Here is a 26,441-nt window from a genome sequence, read left to right as displayed (position 1 = left end):
CAGCGCCGACACCATTCTCTGGAGGTTTTCATGTCGCTTTTTGACAGCATTTCGCGCACGCTAAAAGGTCTCCTCAACGACGCTGCGGACTCGGTGCAAGACCCGTCGCGCGATTCGCGCCAGATCGTACGCGAACTCGACGAGAGCATCGGCCGCGCCGAGAACTCGCTGATCGAGATCCAGGCGCAAGTGGCCACACAGCAAAGCAAGCGCGATGTTGCCGCCGACAAGGCGAAGAAGTACGAAGACGGCGCAAAGCGCGCGCTGCAATCCGGCGACGAAGCGCTGGCTCGCGAAGCGCTCGGCGCGCAAGCCACGGCCGAAGCAGAACGCGATGCGCTGACCAAGGAACTCTCTACGCTGGAGCCCTCGGTCGCGCAGCTCAAGAGCCAGATCGAGGACATGCGCAGCCGTCGCAACGATCTGAATGCGCGCTCGAACATTCTGCAAGCCAAGCAACAGATCGCCGAAGCGAAAGACGTCGCTGCAACGGCGTTGGGCGGCATCGGCGGGAAAAACCTGTCCGAGGATTTCCAGAAGCTCGAAGACAAGGTCGCGTTGTCGAATGCCCGTTCGGACGCACGTCTGAATTCCGCCGACGTCAAAAGCGGCAAGGCGCTCGACGACAAGCTGGCAGACCTGAACCGCGGCCCGTCGGTGGAAGACCGGCTGGAAGCACTGAAAAAGCAGATCAACTCGCCGGCTCAGTAATTGCGTCGCAGTGTGCGGTAAGGCGGCCCCCGGTTAGCCGGCCTCCGGTTGGCCGGCCCCCGGTTAGCCGGCCTCCGGTTAGCCGGCCCCCGGTTAGCCGGCCTCCGGTTGGCCGGCCCCCGCAATCGACTGAAGGAGACGGGCGCGTGGCGCCCGGTCTGCAAATGAAAAAAGTTATTGCAAGTGCGTTCGTCTCGCTGATGCTCGTATCCACGGCAGCGTTTGCCGTGCCCACGGTGCAGCAGATCGAATCGGCAATGTCGCAAGGCAACTGGCAGCAGGCCGATGCCGGCCTGTCCGAAGTGCTGAAGGCGCATCCAAACAACGCACATGCGCACTACCTGTACAGCCAGGTGCTCGACCGTGAAGGTCGTTATGGCGACGCGCTCGCGCAAGTCCAGCAGGCCAAGACGCTCGATCCGCAGATCCGTTTCACCGACCCGACGCGCTTCGCGCAAGTCGAGGCACGCATTCGCCGCGACGCCGAACGCACTGCGAGCACGAGCGGCAACGGCGGTGAAAGCGGGATTGGCTCGTTGACGAACCGCACGACCAATCCGTTCGGCCAGCAGAACACGCCGGCCGTGCAGCAAGCGCCTGAGCGCCATGGTCCTGGCATCGGCATGTGGGTCGGCATTCTGATTCTCGTTGGCGTGATCGCGCTGGTGCTGCGTTGGACCTTGCGCCGTGCGCGCTCGCAGGACGATACGCGCGCGGACGACGACCGTCGCGTGCAACTCAAGCGTGCGACCGAGTTGCTCAACTCAGTGCGCTCGCTCAAGCTCGACGTAAAGCTTTCCACCGCACCGGGGCACGAAGCATTGGAGAAAGAAGTCGAAGCAACGGAGGACCAGTTGCGAACGCTAGTTGAAGCGCTATCGAACAGCAAGAACCCCGTGCCGCCGTATCAGCTCGACGAGTTGGAGCAGCGCATCGGCAGCTTGCGCGCGCGAGCCGATGGCCGGCCCGATCCAAATGCAAGCGCCGCGGCTGACAGCGCGCAATCGCCGTATGCACGCGAAGCCGAGCGCTTTGGCAATCCGCAGCAAGGGCCGTATCCGTCGCAGCCGCCTTATCAACAGCAAGGTCCCTATCAGCAGCAGCAACCGCCGGTTATCGTGCAGCAAGGCGGCGGTTTCGGTGGCGGCATGGGTGGGCTGCTCACCGGCGTTCTGCTTGGAGAAGCGCTGAACTCCGGACGTGAACGCGTGGTCGAGCGTGACGTGATCGTCGACGATGAAACGCGCCGGCGCGGCAACGATGTCGACAACGGCGGCGGCCTCGACTTCGGCCAGGGCTCGAACGACTGGAACGATAACAGCGGCGGCGGAATCGACATGGGCAGCAGCGACGATTCCGGCGGCTGGAGCGACAACACGTAGCCCTCGCCCGCCGCGCCGCTCAAAGCGCGGTGCACCGTGGTGCACCTGACAATACGATGCAAAACAGGCTCCCTTCATGGAGCCTGTTTTTTTGCACACCCGACGAATCACGCACGCTTCGATACGGCCGCCTGCACTTCCTCGTGCCGCGCGAGCGACATCGCGCCCGCAAATAGCCGCACGACAAAGCGCTCGGCATAACTCACGAGCGCATCGCGACGGGCGACGTTGACGTTGACGTCGGCGTTAGCGTTGTCTTCTTCGTTCACGTCCGCATCTGCGCCGATGAACTCCGCTGACAGATGAAACAGTTGCAGCACGATCTGCGTGCACACTTCGTCGACGACATCGCGCGGCAGTGCCGGCATCAATTGCAATTGCACGACGTCGTCCGCCATTTCCGCCGACACCGCATGAAGCGTCGCGCGCACGGCTTCGCGCAACGCAGGCGACGTGCCGTGATACTCAGCTAAAGCGCTCAGAAACGCCTCGCGATTTTCCAATGCGAACGCGAAGAACGCCGCGCATGCGCGCCGTGGCACGCTGTGCGGTTCGTCGTGCGCGGCGAGCCAGCGCTCCCGGCGCAGCATCGGCCGCAACCGACGGCTTACCGAATCGACGGCTTCGCGCGCGAGATCGTCGAGCGTATCGAAATGACGATAGAACGTGTTCGGGTTCAGCCCCGCCTCTCGCGCGAGTTCGCGCAGACCGAGGCTCGCGAAGCCGCGCCCGCCCGCGGTCAACCGCAGCGCGGCTTCAATCAGCTTGCGTTTGCCGGCCGGCAATTCCTGAGTGGCCGCAGTGTCGCCGGCATTCGGCACGGCTTCGAATACGGATTTCATGGCCTTGGTGATGGGTTTTGAATCACCGCGCAGCACGCGCGTTTAATAGGCGTACTCTAAACGATCTTGACGCGAGGTGCACAGTTGTCTACCCTGCGCGTAACGTTCGAGCGGCCGCCTGTTCGCGGCCACGCCGCGTCTCCTGAATGACGACACGGCCCGAACTTCCTTGCCGGAGATTGCTGTGACGCCCGCTTCATCCGCCGCATTCGCACAAGCCGCCGCGCCGCGCATTGCAATCGTGGGAAGCGGCTTCGCCGGCATCGGCATGGCCGTGCGTCTGCTAAAAATGGGCATTACGTCGTTCACGCTCTACGAGGCCGCCGGCGACATCGGCGGCACCTGGCGCGACAACACCTATCCGGGCGCCGGGTGCGATGTGCCTTCGCATCTGTATTCGTTTTCTTTCGAACCGAACCCGGCGTGGTCGCGCGAGTTCAGCGGCCAGGCGGAAATTCTCGCTTACCTCAAGCACTGCGCGCGCAAGTACGGCGTGGATCGTTACGTGCGTTGCAATGCACGCGTCGTGGCCGCGCGGTTCGATGAAGCGCGTCACGTGTGGCACATCGACCTGGATGTGGACGGCATGCGCGAGAACGTCGAGGCGGATGTGCTGATCGGAGCAAGCGGTGGACTATCCCGCCCTTCCATGCCGCAAATTGCGGGGCTCGAGAGTTTCAAAGGCAAGCTGTTTCATTCCGCGCGCTGGGACCACGCGTATCCGCTCGAAGGAAAACGCGTCGCGGTGATCGGCACCGGCGCGAGCGCGATCCAGTTCGTGCCGGAAATCCAGCCGCGCGTCGCGCAACTCGATCTGTTCCAGCGCACCGCGCCATGGATCATGCCCAAGCCCAACAAGCGCATCAGCGAACGCACGCGCTGGCTCTTCGAGCATGTGCCGTTCACGCAGCGACTTGTACGCAGTGCGATCTACTGGAAGCTCGAATCGCAGGCCATCGCTTTCGTGAGGCATCCGCAACTGATGAAGCGCCCGATGAAGCTGTGTCTCAGCTACCTCGCACGACGCGTGAAAGACCCGGAACTGCGCGCGAAGCTCACGCCGAATTACCGCCTCGGCTGCAAGCGGGTTCTACTGTCGAGCAACTACTATCGCGCGCTCGTCGAACCCAACGTGAACGTGATTACAGCGGACATTCGTGAAGTGGTCGCGGACGGCATCTTGACACAAGACGGCGCACATCACGCGGCGGACGCGATCATTTGCGGCACCGGCTTTCAGTTCAACGGCTTCGGCGCGCCGTTCGAGGTGACGGGCATCGGTGGCGCGGATCTCCGTGCGCTATGGCTGCGCGACGGTCCAGAAGCGTATCTCGGCACGAGCATCGCCGACTTTCCCAACTTCTTCATGATCGCTGGTCCGAACACCTTTCTCGGCCACAACTCGATGATCTACATGATCGAGTCGCAAGTGCAGTACATCGGCGATTGCCTGCGCGTGCTTCGTGAGCGCAACGTACGCGCGATGGACCTGCGTCCCGACGTGCAACGCGAATACAACGCGCGCCTGCAGAAGAATATGCAGCGCTCCGTGTGGTCGAGCGGCTGCCATAGCTGGTATCAGACAGGAAGCGGCAAGGTGACCGCGCTGTGGCCGGGCTTCACGTTCAGCTTTCGCAAACGGACGCGGCGCGTGCGGCCGCAGGATTATCGTTTCTTGCCTTGATTCGGTGGCGGCTGAGGTTGGCTCGATGTCCGTTTGCAGTTTCGATTCGAACAAATAGGGAGACGCAAAACATGGCAAGCAGAGAACCTCGGTCGTCGGCCTCGTCATCTACGAGACCATCGAACTCTGCCGCGCTGCCGCCGCGCTCGCTCGCCGCTCGCCTCGGCATTACGAGTGTGCCGCGCGACGAATTGCGGCGGCGCTACACGCAAAGCGGCTCCAGGTTCGTCCGGATCATGGGCGCGGATGTCCATTACGTCGACGAAGGCAGTGGCGGCACCATCGTGATGATTCATGGTTTCGCGTCTTCGCTGCACACCTGGAACCGTGTCGCCGATGAACTCAAGCACGCGCACCGCGTGATTCGTCTCGACCTGCCGCCGTTTGGCGTGACGGGACCGCTGCGCTCCAGTACCGGCGTCATTGAAACGATGAACCTGCCGACCTACCGGCGTTTCATCGACACGTTCCTGCAGGCGCTCGGCGTCTCACGCGCGATATTCATCGGCAATTCGCTTGGCGGGCTTATTGCGTGGGACTACGCGGTGCGTCATCGCGACGCGGTCGAGCGGCTGGTACTGATCGACTCGGCCGGCTTCCCGATGAAGCTGCCCATCTACATCGATCTTTTCAATCACGCGCTGGTCCGCGCGAGTTCGCCGCGATGGCTGCCGGAAATCATCATCAAAAGCGCCGTGCGCAACGTGTATGGCGATCCGCGCAGACTCGACGCCGTCACGCTGCGGCGCTACGTCGACTTTTTTCACGGCGAAGGCACGCGCGCCGCGATCGGCAAGATGGTGCCGACGCTCGATTTCGAAGAACTCGATACAGACGTGCTGACTACGCTCGCGGTTCCCACGCTCGTCTTGTGGGGCGCGAAGGACCGCTGGATTCCCACTGCGCACGCCGCTGAATTCGCCCGGCGCATTCCGGGCGCGAAGTCGGTTATGTATCCGGGTCTTGGACACATTCCAATGGAAGAAGCGCCCGAGCGGGTGCTTGCAGATTTGCGGGCTTTTCTTGGCGGGAATGCGAGCAACAGTGAAGAGTTGCTGCTCCGGGAAGAAGGCTCGCGACGGGCGTCGGTGTAGGGGGCAGCGGGACGGCGCGCTGGGGGGGAACCGGGATGGGTTGGACTGGGGCTGATTGCGAGGTCAAGGCTTACTGACGAATTCGGTCATGTGCCTGTGACGCGGGGCCCGATAAACTGGACTCGGCGGGTTTGTGACGCGAATTCGTTGGGTTTGCCGGAGTGTGAGCGCGGCCGCGTTGCGCCGGTTGGGGAAAGGCTGAGTGCGGCCAGAAGCGGTCAGTCGACGAAGCTGTGTAGATCGTTGACAATGAGCTTCTGGTTCAAAGCCCAAGCCCCCGACGCCCATGATCCACGACTATGATCTTTCCGTTATCTTGCCTCGTCTCACCGGCCCTCTTCGCGAGATACTCGACGCCGAACTTTCTGCCGGGAACGTCATGGTCGAGATCAGCAGTGGTTGGCCCATGCCAAGCGTGAATGTATGGCTAAGGAACCCACTGGGGCAGAAGTACACGGCCGACTTCCCGGACCTCGAATACGCCTATCTCGGGGACCCGCGGAACTGGCTGGAGCACTATATAGATACCAAGACCGGAGCTATGGTTGCAGCGAAATGCTAGCGAATACGTCACCTGCATAAGGCAATGATCGGCCCACTTTGGGTCACTCGATGGCCGCCCCCAGATCGTAGACAGGCCAGTCGACAGCGCGTGCCTGAGCGGTGACAATGCACCGAAGGGAATTGAACACCGTACACGCACATGAACATTCTTGGGCATCGCAAACTGCATCGACCCGCGACCAACAGCTTAGGTGGGGCCACCTGCGTAGAGAGAACCTCTGCGGACTTCCTGGTCGATCATCGGTCTTTGCTCGAACTGCTGGTGCAACGCGCTGGCGGCCACTCCGATTTTATGGGCTGTTTTGTGAATGGTTACGCCGAGGAATGCCAAAGAGCGCTGACAAGGCTGCTCGGAACCCCATCACAAAGCGGATTTGAAAAGCGAGTTCTCTTGTATATCTGTCCCGAGTGCGGTGACGTTGGATGTGGCGCCTATTCGGCTGTCGTACGGCGGGACGCAAAATCCTACTTCTGGGATAGCTTCGCGTATCAGACATCGGAAAGAGATCTGAACGTGCTTGAATTGCTTGGGCCGTTTGTCTTCGAGGCAAGCCAATATGAAACTGCCGTGCTGGCCGCCGCTGCGTTTGATGCGCCCGATGACGGATGCGCTCGTTGAATCAAGGTGAGTAATGATTGAAGGTAAATCACGTTCCGCAAGCGTGGCAATTGGCGTGCTGAAGGCGCTTCACCTTTTGAACGCTGAAAATCACCCGACGACGCTCAAGGCAATCTGTGGCTGGCTCGCCACATCAGAAAATTTCTACTACGACGATTGGTTGACCGTCGGCGGACGCAGCGCTAAGCAATATATCGCTGACCTCCTCGAGGATCTGCGCGAGCTCGGCGTCGTTCGCATAGTCGAGCGCAATACGGGGGCGCATTCGCAGACGAGCGCGGAATGGAGTCCGTGTCTACTACCGTCTGCCTAAGCAGCGCCGCAAAGATTGTCGATATTGACGTCAATCGCTCGCTGTTCGCAGTGACTCAACGACTGCTTTGTAGAGCGCTGGATGCCCCCTTCGCGTCGGTTTAAGTCGGTCCGCCACCGCAAGACCTGGATCCGCGAGCACGTCCCTGCACTGCTGGTCATGTACCAGCACCCCGGCCTCCTTGGATACCAGACCCAGCGCCCCGCCGTCGATTTGCCGAAAGGACAATCCCGGCAGTCATCAGTCTGGTCTTCCCACTTTCACGTCCTCCGTTCCCCCGCACACCCCTACCCCCCACCCCCAAGAAAACGCAACAAGCTCCAAAGAAACTTGCAGAGCATGACGATCAGCTCCCACAAATGATAAAGCTGTTGCCAGCCCGAAACGCGCGCTAAGGAGTCGTACATCGTTACCGTCGAAAAAAGGGATGGCCACGGCCGCACGCCTGATTGCGGCTGTCGCGACGCCAAACCGCACATGATAGCGACTGCGGGATACCCCGTATCAAGTCCACCGAAAGCCAGCCGTAAACGCGTTGAGAAGACGCTGTGCGCCAACCGCCAGCGCCGTTAGCGTCAAAGGAGACGTCCATGTCGCGTTTCAGCTTTCGCCGGCCGGCCCGCTCCGAGGCGGTGGTCGGCGATATTGCCTCGCAGGCGGGAAAACTCGGTATCGAAATTTGCGATGTGTCCGGCCACGTCGATGAAGTCGCCGCGCGCGTGCAGCATCAGGCTCAAGTCTGCAAGGCGTTGCGCGAGTCCGCCGCGCAGACGCTCGCGGGCAATCATCGGATCGCGACCGCTGCGCGAGGCATGCGCGAAGTCTCGGCGCATGCGGCAACCGGCGTGCAGGAATCGCAGGAGACGCTGGAGGCATCGCTCGCCGACATCCACGGTCTGGTGGAAGGGGTGACCGTGATCGAAAGCCAGATCGGCGCGCTGCGCAGCGCGCTTGCACACGTGAGCCGCGTCTCGGAGGAAATCTCCTTGATCGCGCGGCAGACCCATCTGCTCGCGCTGAACGCCGCGATCGAAGCGGCGCGCGCCGGCGAGTCCGGCCGCAGTTTCGCCGTCGTGGCGGCCGAGGTGAAGAATCTGTCGGCAAAGACCGCGCAGGCAACCGGACAGATCGAGACGACGCTCGCGCAACTCACGCAGCAGACCGAGCAGTTGATCAACGAAGGCTCGGTGAACACGGAGCGAGCGCACCGGGTGCGTGAGGGCACGCGCAAGATCGGCGATGTCGTGCATGCAACGGGCGACGCCATCGCGCATCTGAACAACGAGGCGGAGCAGATCGCGGCATTGACCGGCGAGATCGAAACGCAGTGCGACGGACTTGAGGCGCAAGTGCTCGAAATGGCGACCGGCGTCGAAGATTCGAGCGAGAACTTCGTGCAGGCGAAGAATCGTCTCGGCAACTTGCTGGGCGTGTCGGAGACGTTGATCGAGTTGACAGCGGCGGCGGGCGTCGAAACCGCTGACACACGCTTTATTGAAGCCGTGCAGGAGGCTGCCGCCAAGGTAAGCAAGGTATTCGAGGCGGCTGTCGCGCGCGGTGAGATTTCTCTCGACGATCTTTTCGATCAACACTACGTGCCCGTGCCGGGCACTAATCCGCCACAGTTCATGACGCGTTTCACTGCGTTCACCGATCGCGTTTTGCCGGCGATTCAGGAGCCGTTACTCGATCTCGATCCACGCGTGGCGTTCTCTGCGGCAATCGACGTGCGCGGTTACCTGCCGACACACAATCTGAAGTTCTCCTTGCCGCAACGCGACGATGTCGTCTGGAACATGGCCAATTGCCGCAACCGGCGCATTTTCAATGACCGGACAGGACTTGCTGCCGGATCGCATACGAAGAAGTTTCTGCTTCAGACTTATCGGCGCGATATGGGAGGCGGAGAGTTCGTTTTAATGAAAGATGCGTCGGCGCCGGTTTTCGTCCGCGGGCGGCATTGGGGCGGAGTCAGGATCGGGTATAGGGTCTAGGTGGTGGTTTGGGTTTTTAGCCTTGTCAGCCGGTGAACGCGGACCACCGCGCAGGCGCACCCGGACGATTGACCGAACACCGTTCGGTCAATCGTCGGACTTGGGCCTGCTAGTCTTCTGACGGCCTTTCTATCGGATGCTGCGTCAAATTCAGCTGCTGTCTAACTTCCGGCCGACCTGCTGCAATCACATTAAGCATTGCAACTCCCAGTTGCCGTGCCAGTTCATCGTCAAACCGGAATTCCTCATCATCGAGGAAAAACGGCACCGCCATCTTTCCCTCAATGAGCGGAGCCACTAGAGCCGAGTCCACGGCTTGCATCGTCAATTGCCGCGGTTCGCGTCGGTATAGGTCAGCACAACGGTGTACGGTGGGTGATTAATCATTAATATGCCCTGCCTTGCTGGTATCGCTCAAAAGCGTTCTCCCCACAGGTCGGACGAGAGTGGGGGCCTGCACTGTCAGATGTTGCAAAAGTTTGCGGATAGTTCTTTGGAAGCTGCCGCATTGGCGGGAAAGGCTGCGTATGGTTCCAGCACCGACGAAAGCACAATCGAAAATCATAAAACCCTAGGCCACCTGCACCCTCCTCCTTTCCGCCCGCTGCATAAAATAATTAACCGCCACCACCCCAACGGTCACGACGGCGATAAACAGCGTCGCCAACGCGTTCATCTCCGGATTCAAACCGAGCCTCACGCGCGAGAAAACCACCAGCGGCAAAGTCGTCGACCCAGGCCCCGACAGGAACGCGGACAAAACCAGATCGTCGATTGACAACGTGAACGACAACAGCCACCCCGACACCAGCGCCTGCGAAATCAATGGCAACGTGATCGAGAAAAACACGCGAAGCGGCGTCGCCCCAAGATCGAGCGCCGCTTCCTCCAGCGAAGGATGCAACTCCTTCACGCGCGACTGCACGATGATCGCCACGTACGAAATGCACAGCATCACGTGTCCGATCCAGATCGTGAATATGCCGCGCCCGGCCGGCCACCCGAGCCACTTCGCCATTTCGATAAACAGCAACAGCAACGAAATGCCCTGAATCACCTCAGGAATCACCAGCGGCGCGTTGATCATGCCGGTATAAAGCGTGAAGCCGCGAAACCGCCCCATGCGCGCGAGCACGAAGCCCGCCCATGTGCCGATAATCACCGACGCAAACGCCGTCAGCACCGCCACCCTCAACGAGAGCCACGCCGCAGCGATCAACTCGTCGTCCTGCAATAACGCCGCGTACCAGCGCGTCGAAAAGCGCGTCCATACGGTGACCAGTTGCGATTCATTGAACGAGTAGACGATCAGACTCACAATGGGCACATACAAAAACAGAAAGCCCAACGCCAACGCGGTGAACTGCAAAATCCGGTTCGGCTTCATTAGCGTCTTTCCTCCATTGCCTTCGCCTGCGCATACTGGAAGAACGCCATTGGCACCAACAGCAGCAGTACCATCGCACACGTCACAGCGGAAGCCATCGGCCAGTCCGCATTGTCGAAGAACTCATTCCACATCACGCGGCCGATCATCAGCGTATTCGCGCCGCCCAGCAATTCCGGAATCACGTACTCGCCCACCGCCGGAATAAACACGAGAAGGCAACCGGCGATAATGCCGTTCTTCGAGAGCGGCAACGTAATCTGCCAGAACGCTTTCCATGGCTTCGCGCCGAGGTCGTATGCGGCCTCCAGCAGAGTCATGTCCATTTTCACCAGGTGCGCATACAGAGGCATGACGAGAAACGGCAGATACGAATACACCATGCCGATATAGACGGCGGTATTGGTGTGATACAGCTCGATCGGCGAATGAATCAGGCCGATCGACATCAGGAAATTATTGAGCAAGCCGTTGTTCTTCAGAATGCCGATCCACGCATAAACGCGAATCAGGAACGATGTCCAGAACGGCAGCATCACGGCCATCATCAGCAGATTGCGGCGCGCCGGATCCGAACGCGCGATGTAATACGCCATCGGATAGCCGATCAGCAGACACAGCAGCGTCGAGATTGCAGCAACCACCACCGAATTCACATACGTCGCAAAGTACAGGCTGTCCGTGACGAGAAACGCGTAATGCGACAGGTCGAGCTTGAGGTTGATTGCGCCGTCCACGAAACTCGTCAGTTCGGTGTACGGCGGAATGCCAAGCTGCAGATCGGCAAAGCTGATCTTGACGACCAGTAGAAACGGCACGAGAAAAAACAGCAGCAGCCAGACGAACGGACCGGCCACGACCGCGGTGCGGCCAGTCAGGTTGAAGCGCCGCACCGGCCAGTTGACCAACGAATTGAACTGGCGCTTCATGACGTGAGCACCACACCGGCCGACGCGCTCCAGCGCACGTACACCTCGTCGCCCCAGGTCGGCGGATCGATCTCGGTGAGCGCGAGGCTCGTCACATTGGCGATCACCGTTTTGCCGCTGTCGAGCTTCACGTGGTACAGCGAATAGCCGCCCATGTAGGCAATATTGGTGACGACGCCCTTGCCCCAGTTGTATGCGCCCTCAGGCGGCTTACGCGTCAGCGCAATGCGCTCCGGCCGCACGGAAATCGTCACCGGCATGCCGAGCGGACCGGTAATGCCGTGATTGACATACAGGCGGCAAGTGAGATCGGGCGTTTCGATAAAGACGTGATCGGGCTCGTCTTCGACCGTATGTCCTTCGAACAGATTCGTCGAGCCGATGAACTCCGCCGAAAAGCGGCTATTCGGATACTCGTACACCTCGTGCGGCGTGCCGAGCTGCACGATCTCGCCTTCGCTCATCACCGCGAGGCGCCCCGCCATCGTCATGGCTTCTTCCTGATCGTGCGTCACCATGATGCAGGTCACGCCGACCGTGTCGAGAATGTTGACGAGTTCAATCTGCGTGCGTTGACGGATCTGTTTGTCGAGCGCGGACATCGGCTCGTCGAGCAGCAACAGCTTGGGCCGCTTCACGAGAGAGCGCGCCAGCGCGACACGTTGCTGCTGCCCGCCCGAAAGCTGATGCGGCTTGCGGTTTGCGAAGCGGCCCATCTGCACGAGTTCGAGCGCAGTCTGCACGCGGTCCTTCAATTCCGCCTTGGGCACGCCTTCCTGCTTCAGACCAAACGCGACGTTCGATTCGACCGTCATATGCGGAAAAAGCGCATACGACTGAAACATCATGTTGACCGGCCGGCGATACGGCGGCAATTGCGCAAGGTCCTCGCCATCGATCAGGATCTTGCCGGAGGTCACGGTTTCGAGTCCCGCCAGCATACGCAGCAACGTGGACTTGCCGCAGCCGGAACTGCCGAGCAGCGCGAACAACTCGCCCTTCTTCACCGACAGGTTGACCTGCTTGACCGCCACGGTCTCGCCGAATTTTTTCACGACGTCGACGATCTGCACGAAGTTCTCGGCTGCGTCGTTCATCGCGGCGTTGCCGCCAGCGGACGGCGCGGCCACCCGGTCCAGCGCGCCCGACTGCTCACTACTCATCACAATGCTTTACTCCGGCGTTTGACGAACAAAGCCCCCGGTGGACACCGAGGGCTTCTTGATGATGCTTACCCATTCACCCGGCCGGGTTAGCGGCCGGACTTGAACTCGGTCCAGAGCCGCGTCTGCAGCCGCTGGACTTCAGGCGGCAGCGGCTTGAGCAGGAACAACGTCTTGATGACGTCGGGCGGCGGGTAGACAGCCGGATCGTTCGCGACGTCCTTGTCCACGTACTTGCGCGCTTCGAGATTCGCGCTCGGATAGTAGACGGCGTTGGTGATCGCGGCATGGACCTGCGGCGTTTCGATGTAGTTGATCCACTCCAGCGCGGCTTCCTTGTGCTTCGCGTCTTTCGGAATCGCCATCACGTCGAACCACACGGGCGCGCCGCCCTTCGGAATGTAGTACTCGATCTTGTACGCCTTCTTCGCCTCGATCGCGCGATGCTTGGCGATCACGACGTCGCCGGACCAGCCGTATGCGAAGCACACGTCGCCGCCGACCAGGTCGTTGATATAACCCGACGAGTTGAACTGCGTGATGTACGGACGGATCTTCTTGAGCATGGCGAGCGCGGCGCGGTAGTCGGCCGGGTTCGTGCTCATCGGATCTTTGCCGATGTAGTGCAGCGCGGCGGCGAACATCTGATCCGGCGCGTCGAGCACGGACACGCCGCACGCCTTCAGCTTCGAGATGTTTTCCGGCTTGAACAGAATGTCCCAGTTATCCAGCGGCACATTCTTGCCGAGGATCTGCTGTGCCTTCGTGACGTTGTAGCCGAGCCCAGTCGTGCCGTATGCCCAAGGCACCGTGAACTTGTTGTCCGGATCCGCGCCCGCGACGAGCGACATCAGCGAAGGGTCGAGGTACTTCAGGTTCGGCAGTTTCGATTTGTCGAGCGGCGAGAAGATGCCGGCTGCGATCTGTTTGCCCGCGTAATTGCTCGTCGGCACGACGATGTCGTAACCGGAATTGCCGGTCAGAAGCTTGGCTTGCAGCGTGTCGTCGCTGTCGTAGTTGTCGTATTTGACCTGGACGCCGGTCTGCTTGGTGAAGTTCGGAATGGTGTCCTTGGCGATGTAATCGGACCAGTTATACACGTTGAGCTGCGTATCCTTCGCTGCCGCCGTCAGCCACGGCGCCGCGCACAAGACCAGCGCAGCCACTTGCCCCACTACCCGTCTTTTCATCCCGTTCTCCGATCCTGACCGGTCCGAACCGGCCGTCCTCACGCATGCCGCGGCGCAGTGCGAACGCAGCGCCCCACGGCTCCCCTGAAAAACCCGAAAACTACCACCAATTATTGCGCGGTCCAAAAAAAACGCCGCATTGTCGCGCAAACGGTACAGCGTATGCCGCGCCGCCGGAAAATGGGCGCAATTTTAGCGGGTTATGAGCGCGTGTCTACCCGAAAAAAACCCCGGCGCGCGGCACGCTGCGAAGTTGCCGCCGCAGTAAGGCTGCGTGTCGGCCAGCGCGGGCGCTTCGCGCCGCCTGGCCGGACGCCGCAATGCCGCCGGCTTTACGGCGGCATCGCCCGGCGGCGCAATGCCGTTCGACGGAGCACAATGGCTGACAGGCGCAGATCGCGACGGCCCGAGCCTCGGTAGCGTGCGTGCGGCCGCCCGCGAGACCCGGCAGCGCCCGGCACGGCTTTCCCCGCGAGGCTCGCCGCGTTGCAGGCTCGGGCTCACACAAGCCCTGCGGGCACGGCCCTTGCGGAAACTGGCAGTCTTTTGACCTCAGGCATCCATGAACACCAATCCGTTCGCGCTGCGCCCTAACCGCCGTCGACGTCTACCCGAAAAAGGACCCGCGCACTGGTTCTCGTTCGTCGGCGCCGGGGCGCTGATCGCGGTCGGCTATATCGATCCTGGCAATTGGGCCACGGCGCTCGGCGCGGGCGCCGGCTATGGCTATCAGTTGCTGGGCATGGTCGTGCTCGCGAGCATGATGGCAATGCTGCTGCAATGGCTGTCGTCGCGCCTGGGCGTCGTAACCGGGCGCGACCTCGCGCAGGTTTGCCGCGAACATTCGGGGCGGCGCCGCACGATCTTTCTGTGGCTGACGAGCGAGGTCGCGATCATCGCCTGCGACGTCGCCGAGGTGGTTGGCAGCGCCGTCGCGCTGCAATTGCTACTGGGAGTATCGCTGACTGTCGGTGTGCTGATGTCGGCCGTCTGCACATTCGCGCTGCTCGCGCTTCAGCAGAAAGGCGGCCGCAAGCTGGAAGCGGTGATCGCGGCGCTGATCGGTTTCGTCGGCTTGTGCTTCGTGATCGAACTGGCGCTCGCGCGGCCCGACTGGCATGCGGCGCTGGCGGGCACGGCGCCGAGCATTGAGCTATTGCGCAACGCGGGAATGGTGTGGCTCGCGGCGGGCATCGTCGGCGCGACGGTGATGCCGCACAACCTCTATTTGCACTCGTCGCTCGTCAAGCATCACGCGCCCGACAGCAGCGACGCGCAGATCAAGGCCGCGTTGCATGTCGTCAATATCGACACCATCGGCTCGCTCCTCTTTGCCTTCGTGATCAATGCAGCGCTGCTGATCGTCGCGGCGGCCGTGTTTCATGCGAGCGGCCATCGCGACGTCACCGATCTTGCGGACGCTCACCGCCTGATTGCGCCGCTGCTGGGCACGCACTGGGCCGGGATTCTGTTCGCGTCGGCGCTGCTGGCGTGCGGCCTGAGCGCGACCGTGACCGGCACGCTGGCGGGCCAGGCGGTCATGGAGGGCTTCCTGCAACTGCGCCTGCCGCGCTGGAAACGCGCGCTGCTCACGCGCGCGCTGGCCATCGGGCCGGCGCTCGTGGCCGTGACGATGTACGGTCAGGAAGGCTCCAACCAGCTGCTGGTCGCAAGCCAGGTCGTGTTGAGCCTGCAATTGCCGCTGGCGGTCGTACCGTTGATCCGTTACGCATCGGATGCACGTCTGATGCGCGGCTGGCGAGTGCACGGCGTAGCGCTGGTGCTGGCGTGGATGTCGGCCACCTTCATCATCATGCTCAACGGAGCGCTGCTGTGGCAGGTAGCGTTCGGCAATTGAGGGCGCCTTGGCGTTAGACCCGCTTGTGATGCAAATTCGCCGACGGCTGCAGTCAACTTGTAAATAATCTTTTAGTATTTCAACCTGTGCGGCGCCGCCGATTGCCGAGGCGCCGCGCCGTGCTGCTGTGAATCACGGTGGCTGCCTGCGGTTCTCGTAGCCGTCCGGCAGCCATTCTTTTGCCACCTCCTCGCCTCTCGCATCGACGCGGCGGCGAAGCAGGCGCCGCGCTTGATCTCATTCGAGACGCGCCGCGCCGTTTCGCTCGCAGCCTCGCTCCTGGACGACAGCCCATGCACCTTGTTGCTTCATTCGACCGCTTTGCTCGCCGTATCGTCGTGACGATTCGCCGCGCTCATCTCTTTCCACGCCGCAACAGACTCACACTGGCTTTCGCCGTCTTTGCATTGTCAGGCGCGTTGCCGGGCGAGGCTGCCGCCACGGTCGCGATGCTGCAGCCCGCGCGCATCGCGGCGGCCCGTGAGCCGTTGCAGCTGACGCTGCTCTATTCCGCCGACGACGGCCACCCAGACGGCCACCCGTTAACCGTCACCGTGCCGCAAACCTTGCGCGTGAATCTGACCGGCGGCGAACAAGCGCCGCAGCCGCTCGAACTCGCGCGGGAAGCGGGCGTGCCCGACACGCTGCGTCTGCGGCCGGGGCAGTTTCGTAAAGTGCGTTTTTCAGCGCCGTGGCCGGAATCGGCGCGCGGCGAGATGCGTATCGATCCGGTCGGCTTCGATGCATCGCCGGCGCTCGTCGTGATAAATCGCGGTCCGCAGCAGGAGGCGATTGCGCAGGCCGAGCGCAGCGAGACCCAGGCGAGCACGCCCGCGCAGGCTGCGGCGACGGCGGCGGCGCTCGACGGCCCCACGGGCGACGCCATCTCGCCGCCCGGCGACTCTCTGTCGACCACCGGACGCGGCGTGTTCGCGCACGTCTCCTACTACGAGCCGATGTACTTCGCCGTCGGCCACAACGGCGACACCAACGCGCGGCTGCAACTGAGCTTCAAGTATCGATTGCGCATTCCCGACGACCTGCGCTCGAAGGCGTTCATCGACAACCTGTACTTCGCGTACACACAGACGTCGATATGGGATCTGTCCGCCGAATCCCGGCCGTTCCGCGACACCACCTACTCGCCGCAACTGTTCTACTACGTGCCGGACACGGGCTGGCGCAGTCCGCTCTTTACGCGGATGGGCTTCGCCGCAGGCGTCGCGCATGAATCGAACGGCAAGGGAGGAGCCGATTCGCGCAGCATCAACATGCCGTTCATCCGCCCGACGTGGGAATTCGGCGATCTGACGGCCAACCATCTGACGGTGTCGCCGAAAATCTACTATTACTTCGGCAAGGAAAGTAACCCCGACATCGCGGACTATCGGGGCTATGTCGATCTACTCGTCAAATACGGCAGCCCCGACGGCTGGCAGCTTGCGACCACGCTGCGCAAAGGCACCAAGCACTGGTACGGCAGCGTGGATACGCAATTCACCTATCCGCTCGCAAAGTTGCTGAACAGCGCGTGGGGCGGCTACTTGTGGATCGGCTACTTCAACGGCTACGGCGAAGACCTGCTCGACTACAACAACCGTCAGCACTGGATGGCGCGAATCGGTTACAGCATTGCGCGGTGACACTGAGGATCAGGCAGCGGCGCGCTTGGGCCGCTGTGCTTATCGATACGCTTGTCGACGTGCAACTGACTGCACTTTTCGATGCGCTGCCCGGCTCGGCGGGTCTCATGCTTCGTATCGGTTAACATAGCGGAACTCCGCTTCCCTGCTGCAAGGTTTCCGATGGCTTCCAATCTCCACGCTCTTCCCGACAGCCCGTGCATCGGCGTGTGTTCCACGCTGTTCGACGACATCTGCAAAGGCTGCGGCCGCACCGCCGGCGAAGTGTCGAACTGGGTTTTTCTCAGCGACGAAGAAAAGCGGGCCGTGTGGGTACGCATCGAGCAGGAAGGCACAGCCATGCGCTTTCAGAACGACAAGCTTTGAAACTTCGCCGGAATAGTCATGCAGAATGTTCCGGCAAAGCTCGCTCGATGCCAGCACGATGCGACTAGTTGCGACTAGTTGCGACTAGAAGCGCATACCCACACCTAGCCCCACCACCACCGGATCAATGCTCACGCGGCCAAGCGGCTGACCGTTGAGCGACGCGTCCGTGTGCATCCAGATTTTCTTGATGTCCGCGTTCACGAAGAACGACTTCGTCACCTGGACGTCGACGCCCGCCTGCAACGCCGGACCGAAACTGTGATTGCTGATCGACACCGGCTGCGCGCCGACGTGCAGACCGTTGTTGTAGAACAGCGTGTAGTTCAGACCCGCGCCGACATACGGACGCACGCGCCCTGCGTGATTGAAGTGATATTGCAGCAGCAATGTCGGCGGCAATACGTTCACGCCGCCCAGACCGCCGACGCTCGACGTGAGCTGATGACGCGACGTGCCGAGAATCAATTCGACGCCGAGATAGTCGCGAATCATGTAGGTCAGATCCAGTTCAGGCACGGTCGCGTTGTTGACGCCGACGTTCAGCGCCGACAGCGTGCCGGTCGTGTCCACGTTCGGCACAATGCTGATCGCGCGTAGTCGCACGAGCACATCGCCGGCGTGAATGCCGCTCAGTGTGTCATCGCCGGCAGCATGTGCCTGGGGCGCTACCGCGGCCGCGCATAGCAGGCTCGATGCAATGACGGCGGTTCTGATCCTGTTGAGCGAGAGTTTCATCTACTTCCCCGATTGTTGATCATGTGCGGGGATTGTCGAAGCTCTAGCCGCGCGGCAAGTTGACTCCCGTCAACCGGGCGAGAAAGCGCAGCGCCCTGCGACAGCCGGTCGCGTCACGCCGGTCAGCAGCAGTTCGAGCAGATCGTGCACGCTGCGAATCGCCGGGCCGAACGGCAGCGCTTCTTTACCGCGGAAAAAGAGGCCATTCGCTACGTCGCCGCGCAAGGCCGCCGCGAGCCGCGTGTCGATGCAGAAATGGCCGAACTTCTCCACGCCGTCGCGCCAACCACACACGCTCAGACACTCCAGCGCCGTCGGGCACGCGTGTTTGAGCGCGCCGACCTTGTCGCGAATCCTGCTTTCATGCCGCAAATAGCGCGTGAGCCATGGCGTTTTCACCGCGCGGGCGGGCAAGCCGGTCACGCTGACGAATTCGACGATATCTTCCGGCGCCGCATCGGCGAGCACGCGCTTGAAATTCGGATGCGCGTCGCCTTCCTCGGTCACGGCGAACGGCGTGCCGAGTTGCACACCGTTCGCCCCCGCGTTGAGCAGCGCGCGCACGGCCTCATGGCTATTGATGCCGCCCGCGAGGATCAAAGGCACCTGCTTGCGATCAAGCCCGAGAGAGACGAATACGGCGTCGAGCTCCTGCAGAATCCGCACGAAGTCAAAGCGCTGATCGTTCATATCGGCGATGTTCGCGACGCCCAGATGACCGCCCGCGTGGGCCGGATGTTCTATTACGACAGCGTCGGGCAAGCGGCCTTTCTTCATCCACCTTTTGAGCACGAGCGCAACGCCGCGGCTGTCCGACAGGATCGGAATCAGCGCGATATCGCAGCCTTGGGTCATCTCCGGCAGGTCGAGCGGCAGACCCGCGCCCATCACGATTGCGTCGGCGCCGCTTTCGCAAGCCACGCGGACGTAATCGGCCTGCGCGCTGACCGCCTTCATCACGTTGACGGCGATCATGCCGCGGCCTTCGCTGAGCGCCTTCGCCGCGTGGATTTCGCGTGCGAGCGCCGTGAGGTTGGCCTGTTCCAGCGTGGCGTGATCGGCCGGCCGGCTGCAACGCTCGACGAGGTCCGGATGGTGATGGCGCAGATCGATGCTGGCAATGGTGCCGAGCGCGCCCTCGCGTGCGACGCTGCCTGCGAGCCGGTGCGCTGAGATACCGACGCCCATGCCGCCCTGCACGATCGGCAGTAGCGAGCGGCCGCGGATAACTAGCGGTGAAAAGGAGTGAGACTGGAGCATGACTGATCCGACGGACGATTAGCGAACCGCCGATCATCGTCCGTCGGGCGCAGCCGGGGTTGCGTCAGGTCAAGCAGTGCGCGAATGACGTTCGCGCGCGTGCCGGGTGCTTGACGCCGGTCATCCGGATCAAACTTTGAACTGCATCGATTTGAGTTCGAGGTATTCCTCGAGCCCGTAGACGCCGTTTTCGCGTCCAAAGCCCGATTGCTTGAAGCCGCCGAACGGCGCGGCCATATTCCATGCGCCGCCGTTGATGTCGATCTGGCCCGTGCGGATGCGGCGCGCCACATCTTGGGCGCGCTCGTCGCTGCCCGCCCACACCGCGCCGCCCAGTCCATACGGCGAATCGTTGGCAATCCGAATCGCCTCTTCTTCGTCCTTGTAAGTCAGAATGGACAGGACCGGGCCGAATATCTCCTCTTGCGCGATCGTCGCTTTGGGATGCACCCGGCCGAACACAGTAGGCTTGACGAAGAAGCCTTTCGACACGCCGTCGGGCAGCCCCGCGCCGCCGGTCACCAGTTCGGCGCCCTCCTCGATTCCTTTCGCGATGTATTGCTGCACTCGCGCCTGCTGCGCCGCGGATGCCAATGGCCCGAGGCGCGTTTTCTCATCGCGCGGATCGCCGGCTGCATATGTCTCGGCCACCTGTTTCGCGAGCGCTCGCGCTTCGTCGTAGCGAGCCTCGGGGACCAGCATGCGTGTGTGTGCGGAGCACGTTTGCCCCGAGTTCAGGAAGCACGCGCCGACGGTGCCTTTCACCGCGGCGGCGAAGTCGGCGTCGTCGAGAATCACCGAGGCCGACTTGCCGCCCAGTTCGAGCGCGACGCGCTTGATCGTCGCCGACGCCAGTTCGGACACACGCTTGCCCGCGCGCGTGGAACCGGTGAACGACACCATATCGACCGATGGATGACTCGCGAGAATCTCGCCGACGACCGGTCCGTAACCGCTGACCAGATTGAACACGCCGGCAGGCAGCCCGGCTTCGTGAATCGCCTCGGCGAGCACAAAGGCATTCAAAGGCGCGATTTCCGAAGGCTTGAGCACGACGGTGCAGCCGGCGGCGAGCGCCGCCGCCACCTTCAGCGTGATCTGATTGAGCGGGTAATTCCAAGGCGTGATGGCGGCGACCACGCCGACCGGTTCGCGCACGACAAGCGAATTGCCGACGCGCGTCTCGAATTCGAACTCGCCGGCGAGCTTCGCATACGCGTTCCAGTTGTACACGGGGCTGCCCACCTGAATGGCGCGCGAGAGCTTCAGCGGCATACCTACTTCGCCTGCGATCAGCGCAGCCAGTTCATCGGTGCGCGCTTTCAGGTTTTCTGCAATGCGCCGTAAATACTCGCTGCGCTGCGCAGCGGGCGTCGCGGCCCAGCCGTCGAAGGCCACGCGCGCGGCGGCAATCGCGCTTTCGGCATCGGCTTCGACGCCCTCGGGGATGCGCCCCATGACTTCCTCGGTGCCCGAATCCACCACGTCGATCGTGCCGGTGCCACAGGGCGCAATCCATTTTCCGTCGATATAGAGTTTGTCATAGGTCTTCATGATGGTCGGCCTCTGTCTGCGGACTTTGATGGTCCTATTGTAATCAGCGTCGCGACGAACGCGCCGCCGCCCTGATCTGGAAGCCGGGTAGCCAATAGCGTCGCGCTCGCTTACTATCCGGCTTCAAAAGAAAGCGCCCGCCCCGTGGCGTTAGACGTCGAGACCAACATGAACCCCACACGACATCCGAAACTTTCGCTGATCGCAGCGCTGATTGCTATCGCCGTGACGGCAGGCACCGCGCGCGCGGCGGAATCCGCGCTGGACGCGGCATCTGAAGCCGAACTGGACCTCACGAAAGAGGCCGCGCATCCAGTGGCCGATCTTCCCGCCGGTCTTGGCAACTTCTGCTTCTTTGCACGGCTGCCGCCGGCGAGTCAGAAGTACAAGGTCATCAAGAATGTGAAGATCGGCAAAGGCACCTACGGCGGCGTCGCGGACATCCTTCCGAAAATGGCGGAGTATGCGCAACTGCGCGGAGCCGATGCAATCGTCGAGTACAGCGGTTCGCAGCGCTTCGGCTTCTGGCCGTGGCGGATGGTCCGCCCCGTAGTGCGCGGCGTCGCCGTGCAATGGACGGAACCGAGGCAGGCGGATTGCGAATCGATAGGTGGCACGAAACTAAGCACAATCCTGTCATCGGGCCAGCCGCCGGCCAAATGAAAAACGGCGGTCCGGCATGCACAGGCATGCCGGACCGCCGTTCCTGGAAGCCATGTTTCCGACGGGGCAAACCCGACGGTCAATGGCTTCGCCAACCCTGCTTGTCAGACGCTTACTGCACGCCTTGGCTCGCCAGGAAGTCTTCGTAATTCCCGCCGAAGTCGTTCAGCGTGCCGTCGGTCTTCACTTCGATGATCCGGTTGGCCAGGCCGCTCACGAACTCGCGGTCGTGCGACACGAAAATCAGTGTGCCTTCGAACTTGTCGAGCGCGATTTGCAGCGACTCGATCGATTCCATGTCCATGTGGTTGGTCGGCTCGTCCATGAGCAGCACGTTATGGCGGCCCAGCATCAGCTTGCCCCAGATCATGCGGCCCTTCTCGCCGCCCGACAGCACCTTGACCGACTTGCGGATGTCGTCGGCATTGAACAGAAGACGGCCCAGCGTGCCGCGCACCATCTGCTCGTCGTCGCCTTCCTTGCGATAGGAGTCGATCCAGTCCATCAAGGTGACGTCGTTCGGAAACTCTTCGTACGTGTCCTGCGGCATGTAGCCGACGTTCGCGTTCTCGGCCCACTTCACCGTGCCGTGATCGAGTTGCAGATTGCCGAGCAGCGAGCGCAACAGCGTGGTCTTGCCTGCGCCGTTCTCGCCGATGATTGCGATCCGCTCACCAGGCTGCACGCTGATGCTGAAATTATTGAAGATGGTGCGCTCGTACTTCTTCGAGATGCTGTCCGCGACCACCGCGATGTTGTGCAGCTTCTTTTCGAACTCGAAGCGAATAAACGGATTCTGCCGCGACGACGGCTTGAATTCCTCGATCTTGATCTTGTCGATCATCTTGAGACGGCTGGTTGCCTGGCGCGCCTTCGACTTGTTCGCGGAGAAGCGGCGCACGAAGTCCTGCAGGTCGGCGACACGCTCCTTGGCCTTCGCATTCGCGTTCTGCTGACGCTCGCGCGCCTGCGTGCTGGCCAGCATGTAGTCGTCGTAATTGCCCGGATAGACCTTCAGCGTGCCGAAGTCCATGTCGGCCATGTGCGTGCAGACCTGGTTCAGGAAGTGTCGATCGTGCGAGATGATGATCATCGTCGAGTTGTACTGGTTGAGCACGTCTTCCAGCCAGCGGATCGAGTTGATGTCCAGGTTGTTGGTCGGCTCGTCGAGCAGCAGCACGTCCGGCTTCGAGAACAGCGCCTGCGCGAGCAGCACGCGCAGCTTCCAGCCAGGCGCGACGTTGCTCATGGGGCCGTTGTGATCTTCAATCGCGATACCGATGCCGAGCAGCAGTTCGCCCGCGCGCGCCTCGGCGGTATAGCCGTCGTATTCGGCGAACTTCGCTTCGAGTTCGGCCGCGTGCATGTAGTCGTCGTCGGTCGCGTCGGGGTTCGCGTAGATCGCGTCGCGCTCGGTCATGGCGGCCCACATTTCTGCGTGGCCCATCATCACGACGTCGAGCACGCGCACGTCTTCATACGCGAACTGGTCCTGGCGCAATTTACCGAGGCGCACGTTCGGCTCGAGCATCACGTTGCCCGAGCTCGGCTCCAGATCGCCGCCCAGGATTTTCATGAAGGTGGACTTGCCGCAGCCGTTTGCACCGATCAGGCCATAGCGGTTCCCTCCCCCGAATTTGACCGAGATGTTCTCGAACAGGGGCTTTGGCCCGAATTGCATGGTGATGTTGGCAGTAGACAGCACGGCGCGTCCCTTTGAATGTGATATCGGCGAAAAACCCAATATTTTAGCAGGTTATCGCGAATCCAGCCCACGCGCGATGCGTGGCCGGCCGGTGACGGCGCGCGGCGTCTGCAAAATGTCGATGAACGCCGAATTCGGGCTCGCGTCGGCGCTGTCCGCGCGCCGTTCAACACGTTCAGCTGACGCCCGGCGCGCGGCAAATAGCAGGTATCGGCCCTTCCGGCCTCGTTGAGCGGGCACGCGCCGTGCAACATCGGATCGTCACGCGACTGACGTTTTACCCGTGCGCGTTACCTATACTTCCTGAACGCCAACGAAGATCAAAGGAGAGACCTCATGTCAGACCACGTCTACAAGCAGATCGAACTGACCGGCTCATCGCCGAAATCGATTGACGACGCCATCAGCACCGCCATTGCGAAGGCGTCGAAAACGCTGCGCAATCTGCACTGGTTCGAAGTGACGGAAACCCGGGGCCAGATCGAAAACGACAAAGTCGCCTTCTGGCAGGTGACGATCAAAGTGGGCTTGCGCATCGACGATTGATGCGGCTAGCGCCGGCGACGTGGAGCCGCCGGACAGCGCCCGACTGAAACCGGAAGAGCCGCGTCCGTAGCAGACGCGGCTCCGGCAGTCTTTTCATGCGGCGGGGGCCCGCCGCAATGTAGCGCGTTATTTCGGCAACGAACCGTCCACGCCTTCCACGTACCAGTTCAGACGCTGCAATTCCGGATCGGTCAGGGTCTTGCCGGCCGGCACCTTCACCGTGCCGGACTGGTCCTTGATCGGACCGGCGAACACATCCCACTTGCCGCCCGCCAGTTCGTCGCGCTTCGCGGCGACCTTCTTCTGCGCGTCAGCCGGAATCGCCGACGTGTTCAGGTCTTCCAGATCGACGGCCTTCTGCGGAATGCCCCACCACACCGGGTCGTTCTTCCATTTGCAGTCGAGCACCTGCTGGATCGCCGCGTTGTAGTACACGCCCCAGTGCGCGACCACCGAACCCAGATGCGCGCTCGGGCCGAACTTTTTCATGTCCGAATCCCAGCCGAACGCATGCACATGTTTCTCGGATGCGGTCGCGAGCGTCGCGCTCGAATCCGTGTTTTGCAACAGCACGTCCGCGCCCTGGCCGATCAGCGTTTCGGCGGCCTGCTTCTCCTTGCCCGGATCGAACCAGCTATTGATCCAGATGACCTTCGTATGCACTTTCGGATTCACCGAGCGCGCGCCGAGGGTGTACGCATTGATGTTGCGAACCACTTCCGGAATCGGCACCGAAGCGACGAAGCCGAGCGTGTTCGTCTTCGTCACGTAACCGGCGGCCACGCCGGCGAGGTATGCGCCCTGGTACATGCGCACGTCGTAAGTCCCGAAATTCGGCGCCTTCTTGTACCCGGTTGCGTGCAGGAAAACGGTGTCCGGAAAGTCCTTTGCGACTTTGAGTTCGAAGTCCTGATAGCCGAAGCTCGAACCGATGATGATCTTGTTGCCCTTGTTCGCCAGATCGCGGAATACGCGCTCCGAGTCGGCCGATTCCGGCACGTTCTCAATGCGCGTGATCTTGACCTTGTTGCCGAACTTCGCTTCGGCTTCCTTCGAACCCTGGTCGTGCGCGAACGTCCAGCCTGCATCGCCCGGATTGCCCAGATAGACGAACGCCACGCCCGGCGCGTCCGCGGCTTGCGCGGCCTGCGGCAGCGACGCAACCAGCCCGAGCGACGCCGCGCCCCAGGCAAAAGCGGTCAGCAGATTTCTTCTCTTCATGTTTTCTCCTGTCGTGTTTATCGATTGATTTGAGATTTGGGGGAGCACTTGCCGACGGTGCCGACGATCCTCAGCCTGCCGAGAAAAACGGCTTGCCAAGCGATGCCGGCGCGTTCAGGCGGATCGTGTTCGGGTTGCGCGAGATCAGCACCAGGACGACGACCGTCGCGACGTACGGCAGCATCGCGAGGAATTGCGTCGGCACCGGCACGCCGATCGCCTGCGCGTAGAACTGCAGGCCGGTCACGGCGCCGAACAGCAGCGCGCCGATCAGCAGGCGCCCCGGGCGCCACGTCGCGAATACGACAAGCGCGAGCGCGATCCAGCCTCGGCCCGATGTGAGTTGCTCCTGCCACAGGTGCAGATTGACGATCGAATAATAGCCGCCGGCCAGTCCCGCCATGCCGCCGCCGAATGCGACCGCGCCATAGCGCACGCCTACCACCGGGAAGCCTACCGAATGCGCGACCTGCGGCGACTCGCCGACCGAGCGCAACACGAGCCCCGCGCGCGTGCGATACAGAAACCAGCCGATTACCGCGAACATCAAAAACGCGAGGTAATCGAGCGGCGTGAGACTGAAAAGCGCGGGACCGAGCACCGGAATCTTCGAGAGACCCGGAATAGTCCACGTGTCGATGGTCGCGCGTACCGCCGCCGACGTGTACGGCTTGCCGACATAAGCGGACAGGCCGATGCCGAAGATGGTTAGAGACAGGCCCGTGGCGACCTGGTTGGCGAGCATGGTCAGCGTGAGAAACGCGAACAGCAGCGACATGGCGAGGCCCGCGCCGATCGCGGCGAGCACGCCGAGCCAGGGGCTGCCGGTGATCGCGGTAACCGCGTAGCCGGTCACGGCGCCCATCAGCATCATGCCCTCCACGCCGAGATTGAGAACGCCCGACTTTTCGGTGACGAGTTCACCCGCGCCCGCGAACATCAGCGGAATCGCGGCGGTGACGGCGCTCGAAGTGAGCGCGCTGGCTTGTTGAATATCCATGGATTGCGGCAGCGA

General features: G+C 61.9%; 24 protein-coding genes. 13 read left to right on the top strand and 11 right to left on the bottom strand.

What is annotated here, in order from left to right:
- Positions 1-30 precede the first annotated feature (30 nt).
- Positions 31-711 (top strand): PspA/IM30 family protein, encoded by a 681-nt coding sequence (locus tag H281_RS0126710; RefSeq protein ID WP_020070205.1) that lies wholly within the window; start codon positions 31-33, stop codon positions 709-711.
- Between the two features lie 164 nt (positions 712-875).
- Entirely contained in the window at positions 876-2,093 is a 1,218-nt protein-coding gene (locus tag H281_RS0126705; RefSeq protein WP_027804972.1) for a tetratricopeptide repeat protein, read from the top strand.
- Positions 2,094-2,200: 107 nt separating this feature from the next.
- On the opposite strand, the gene H281_RS0126700 is transcribed toward H281_RS0126705, so the two are convergent.
- Positions 2,201-2,935, bottom strand: a complete 735-nt coding sequence (locus tag H281_RS0126700) for a TetR family transcriptional regulator (RefSeq protein WP_020070203.1) — start codon at positions 2,933-2,935, stop codon at positions 2,201-2,203.
- A gap of 184 nt (positions 2,936-3,119) precedes the next feature.
- Between H281_RS0126700 and H281_RS0126695 the strand changes: the two genes are divergently transcribed.
- The 6 genes from H281_RS0126695 to H281_RS0126670 all read left to right on the top strand — a co-directional run bounded on the left by H281_RS0126695 (position 3,120) and on the right by H281_RS0126670 (position 9,203).
- Positions 3,120-4,619, top strand: a complete 1,500-nt coding sequence (locus H281_RS0126695) for a flavin-containing monooxygenase (RefSeq protein WP_020070202.1) — start codon at positions 3,120-3,122, stop codon at positions 4,617-4,619.
- Between the two features lie 71 nt (positions 4,620-4,690).
- A complete protein-coding gene (locus H281_RS0126690) occupies positions 4,691-5,713 on the top strand; it encodes an alpha/beta fold hydrolase (RefSeq protein ID WP_027804971.1) in 1,023 nt (340 codons plus the stop codon).
- Positions 5,714-5,999: 286 nt separating this feature from the next.
- Positions 6,000-6,275, top strand: a complete 276-nt coding sequence (locus H281_RS0126685) for a hypothetical protein (protein ID WP_020070200.1) — start codon at positions 6,000-6,002, stop codon at positions 6,273-6,275.
- Between the two features lie 141 nt (positions 6,276-6,416).
- On the top strand, positions 6,417-6,896 hold the full coding sequence (locus tag H281_RS0126680) for a hypothetical protein (RefSeq protein ID WP_020070199.1): 480 nt from the start codon (positions 6,417-6,419) through the stop codon (positions 6,894-6,896).
- 13 nt (positions 6,897-6,909) lie between these two features.
- Positions 6,910-7,209, top strand: a complete 300-nt coding sequence (locus H281_RS0126675) for a hypothetical protein (protein ID WP_020070198.1) — start codon at positions 6,910-6,912, stop codon at positions 7,207-7,209.
- Positions 7,210-7,799: 590 nt separating this feature from the next.
- Entirely contained in the window at positions 7,800-9,203 is a 1,404-nt protein-coding gene (locus H281_RS0126670) for a methyl-accepting chemotaxis protein (protein WP_020070197.1), read from the top strand.
- 571 nt (positions 9,204-9,774) lie between these two features.
- On the opposite strand, the gene H281_RS0126660 is transcribed toward H281_RS0126670, so the two are convergent.
- From H281_RS0126660 to H281_RS0126645, 4 genes are all read right to left on the bottom strand, one after another.
- Positions 9,775-10,590, bottom strand: coding sequence for an ABC transporter permease subunit (locus H281_RS0126660; protein WP_020070195.1), 816 nt, complete (start codon positions 10,588-10,590; stop codon positions 9,775-9,777).
- Positions 10,590-11,519 (bottom strand): ABC transporter permease subunit, encoded by a 930-nt coding sequence (locus tag H281_RS0126655; RefSeq protein ID WP_020070194.1) that lies wholly within the window; start codon positions 11,517-11,519, stop codon positions 10,590-10,592. The genes H281_RS0126660 and H281_RS0126655 overlap by 1 nt, the downstream gene beginning before the upstream one ends.
- A complete protein-coding gene (locus H281_RS0126650) occupies positions 11,516-12,616 on the bottom strand; it encodes an ABC transporter ATP-binding protein (RefSeq protein ID WP_087753247.1) in 1,101 nt (366 codons plus the stop codon). Before H281_RS0126650 ends, H281_RS0126655 begins: the two co-directional genes overlap by 4 nt.
- A gap of 155 nt (positions 12,617-12,771) precedes the next feature.
- Entirely contained in the window at positions 12,772-13,872 is a 1,101-nt protein-coding gene (locus tag H281_RS0126645; protein WP_027804970.1) for a polyamine ABC transporter substrate-binding protein, read from the bottom strand.
- Between the two features lie 562 nt (positions 13,873-14,434).
- On the opposite strand from H281_RS0126645, the gene H281_RS0126640 reads away from it, so the two are divergent.
- The 3 genes from H281_RS0126640 (at position 14,435) to H281_RS0126625 (ending at position 17,739) form a co-directional block, all read left to right on the top strand.
- On the top strand, positions 14,435-15,730 hold the full coding sequence (locus H281_RS0126640) for an Nramp family divalent metal transporter (RefSeq protein ID WP_020070191.1): 1,296 nt from the start codon (positions 14,435-14,437) through the stop codon (positions 15,728-15,730).
- 293 nt (positions 15,731-16,023) lie between these two features.
- Positions 16,024-17,373, top strand: a complete 1,350-nt coding sequence (locus H281_RS0126635) for a phospholipase A (protein WP_020070190.1) — start codon at positions 16,024-16,026, stop codon at positions 17,371-17,373.
- Positions 17,374-17,535: 162 nt separating this feature from the next.
- A complete protein-coding gene (locus tag H281_RS0126625; RefSeq protein WP_020070188.1) occupies positions 17,536-17,739 on the top strand; it encodes a DUF1289 domain-containing protein in 204 nt (67 codons plus the stop codon).
- Between the two features lie 84 nt (positions 17,740-17,823).
- On the opposite strand, the gene H281_RS0126620 is transcribed toward H281_RS0126625, so the two are convergent.
- The 3 genes from H281_RS0126620 to H281_RS0126610 form a co-directional block, all read right to left on the bottom strand.
- Positions 17,824-18,477 (bottom strand): OmpW/AlkL family protein, encoded by a 654-nt coding sequence (locus H281_RS0126620; protein WP_020070187.1) that lies wholly within the window; start codon positions 18,475-18,477, stop codon positions 17,824-17,826.
- A 69-nt stretch (positions 18,478-18,546) separates the two neighbouring features.
- Positions 18,547-19,737 (bottom strand): NAD(P)H-dependent flavin oxidoreductase, encoded by a 1,191-nt coding sequence (locus tag H281_RS0126615; protein ID WP_020070186.1) that lies wholly within the window; start codon positions 19,735-19,737, stop codon positions 18,547-18,549.
- Between the two features lie 129 nt (positions 19,738-19,866).
- The gene (locus tag H281_RS0126610; protein ID WP_020070185.1) at positions 19,867-21,291 is read right to left on the bottom strand and encodes an aldehyde dehydrogenase family protein; all 1,425 of its coding nucleotides are present in this window, start codon (positions 21,289-21,291) and stop codon (positions 19,867-19,869) included.
- 168 nt (positions 21,292-21,459) lie between these two features.
- On the opposite strand from H281_RS0126610, the gene H281_RS0126605 reads away from it, so the two are divergent.
- Positions 21,460-21,954 carry a hypothetical protein gene (locus H281_RS0126605; protein WP_020070184.1) on the top strand — a complete coding sequence of 165 codons (495 nt, stop codon included), beginning with the start codon at positions 21,460-21,462 and terminating at the stop codon, positions 21,952-21,954.
- A 112-nt stretch (positions 21,955-22,066) separates the two neighbouring features.
- Here H281_RS0126605 and H281_RS0126600 read toward each other — a convergent pair whose 3' ends face one another.
- On the bottom strand, positions 22,067-23,659 hold the full coding sequence (locus H281_RS0126600) for an ABC-F family ATPase (protein ID WP_027804968.1): 1,593 nt from the start codon (positions 23,657-23,659) through the stop codon (positions 22,067-22,069).
- Positions 23,660-23,995: 336 nt separating this feature from the next.
- On the opposite strand from H281_RS0126600, the gene H281_RS0126590 reads away from it, so the two are divergent.
- Positions 23,996-24,205: a dodecin gene (locus H281_RS0126590; RefSeq protein WP_020070181.1), complete on the top strand. Its 210-nt coding sequence runs from the start codon at positions 23,996-23,998 to the stop codon at positions 24,203-24,205.
- Between the two features lie 126 nt (positions 24,206-24,331).
- On the opposite strand, the gene H281_RS0126585 is transcribed toward H281_RS0126590, so the two are convergent.
- Both H281_RS0126585 and H281_RS0126580 read right to left on the bottom strand, forming a co-directional pair.
- Complete coding sequence (locus H281_RS0126585) at positions 24,332-25,426, bottom strand: BMP family ABC transporter substrate-binding protein (protein WP_020070180.1); 1,095 nt, start codon at positions 25,424-25,426, stop codon at positions 24,332-24,334.
- Positions 25,427-25,496: 70 nt separating this feature from the next.
- Positions 25,497-26,426 (bottom strand): ABC transporter permease, encoded by a 930-nt coding sequence (locus H281_RS0126580; protein WP_020070179.1) that lies wholly within the window; start codon positions 26,424-26,426, stop codon positions 25,497-25,499.
- Positions 26,427-26,441: the final 15 nt, after the last annotated feature.

The organism is Paraburkholderia caledonica (assembly GCF_000383275.1).
Lineage (GTDB): Bacteria > Pseudomonadota > Gammaproteobacteria > Burkholderiales > Burkholderiaceae > Paraburkholderia > Paraburkholderia caledonica.
The sequence above is the reverse complement of the archived record's forward strand: the minus strand, read 5'-3'. Positions and strand labels throughout refer to the sequence as shown.

Bases quoted from the DNA above. Each gene is read 5' to 3' on its own strand.
- H281_RS0126710 (WP_020070205.1), top strand. From the start codon at position 31: ATGTCGCTTTTTGACAGCATTTCGCGCACGCTAAAAGGTCTCCTCAAC.
- H281_RS0126705 (WP_027804972.1), top strand. From the start codon at position 876: ATGAAAAAAGTTATTGCAAGTGCGTTCGTCTCGCTGATGCTCGTATCC.
- H281_RS0126700 (WP_020070203.1), bottom strand. From the start codon at position 2,935: ATGAAATCCGTATTCGAAGCCGTGCCGAATGCCGGCGACACTGCGGCC.
- H281_RS0126690 (WP_027804971.1), top strand. From the start codon at position 4,691: ATGGCAAGCAGAGAACCTCGGTCGTCGGCCTCGTCATCTACGAGACCA.
- H281_RS0126685 (WP_020070200.1), top strand. From the start codon at position 6,000: ATGATCCACGACTATGATCTTTCCGTTATCTTGCCTCGTCTCACCGGC.
- H281_RS0126680 (WP_020070199.1), top strand. From the start codon at position 6,417: ATGAACATTCTTGGGCATCGCAAACTGCATCGACCCGCGACCAACAGC.
- H281_RS0126675 (WP_020070198.1), top strand. From the start codon at position 6,910: ATGATTGAAGGTAAATCACGTTCCGCAAGCGTGGCAATTGGCGTGCTG.
- H281_RS0126670 (WP_020070197.1), top strand. From the start codon at position 7,800: ATGTCGCGTTTCAGCTTTCGCCGGCCGGCCCGCTCCGAGGCGGTGGTC.
- H281_RS0126660 (WP_020070195.1), bottom strand. From the start codon at position 10,590: ATGAAGCCGAACCGGATTTTGCAGTTCACCGCGTTGGCGTTGGGCTTT.
- H281_RS0126655 (WP_020070194.1), bottom strand. From the start codon at position 11,519: ATGAAGCGCCAGTTCAATTCGTTGGTCAACTGGCCGGTGCGGCGCTTC.
- H281_RS0126650 (WP_087753247.1), bottom strand. From the start codon at position 12,616: ATGAACGACGCAGCCGAGAACTTCGTGCAGATCGTCGACGTCGTGAAA.
- H281_RS0126645 (WP_027804970.1), bottom strand. From the start codon at position 13,872: ATGAAAAGACGGGTAGTGGGGCAAGTGGCTGCGCTGGTCTTGTGCGCG.
- H281_RS0126640 (WP_020070191.1), top strand. From the start codon at position 14,435: ATGAACACCAATCCGTTCGCGCTGCGCCCTAACCGCCGTCGACGTCTA.
- H281_RS0126635 (WP_020070190.1), top strand. From the start codon at position 16,024: ATGCACCTTGTTGCTTCATTCGACCGCTTTGCTCGCCGTATCGTCGTG.
- H281_RS0126625 (WP_020070188.1), top strand. From the start codon at position 17,536: ATGGCTTCCAATCTCCACGCTCTTCCCGACAGCCCGTGCATCGGCGTG.
- H281_RS0126620 (WP_020070187.1), bottom strand. From the start codon at position 18,477: ATGAAACTCTCGCTCAACAGGATCAGAACCGCCGTCATTGCATCGAGC.
- H281_RS0126615 (WP_020070186.1), bottom strand. From the start codon at position 19,737: ATGCTCCAGTCTCACTCCTTTTCACCGCTAGTTATCCGCGGCCGCTCG.
- H281_RS0126610 (WP_020070185.1), bottom strand. From the start codon at position 21,291: ATGAAGACCTATGACAAACTCTATATCGACGGAAAATGGATTGCGCCC.
- H281_RS0126605 (WP_020070184.1), top strand. From the start codon at position 21,460: ATGAACCCCACACGACATCCGAAACTTTCGCTGATCGCAGCGCTGATT.
- H281_RS0126590 (WP_020070181.1), top strand. From the start codon at position 23,996: ATGTCAGACCACGTCTACAAGCAGATCGAACTGACCGGCTCATCGCCG.
- H281_RS0126585 (WP_020070180.1), bottom strand. From the start codon at position 25,426: ATGAAGAGAAGAAATCTGCTGACCGCTTTTGCCTGGGGCGCGGCGTCG.
- H281_RS0126580 (WP_020070179.1), bottom strand. From the start codon at position 26,426: ATGGATATTCAACAAGCCAGCGCGCTCACTTCGAGCGCCGTCACCGCC.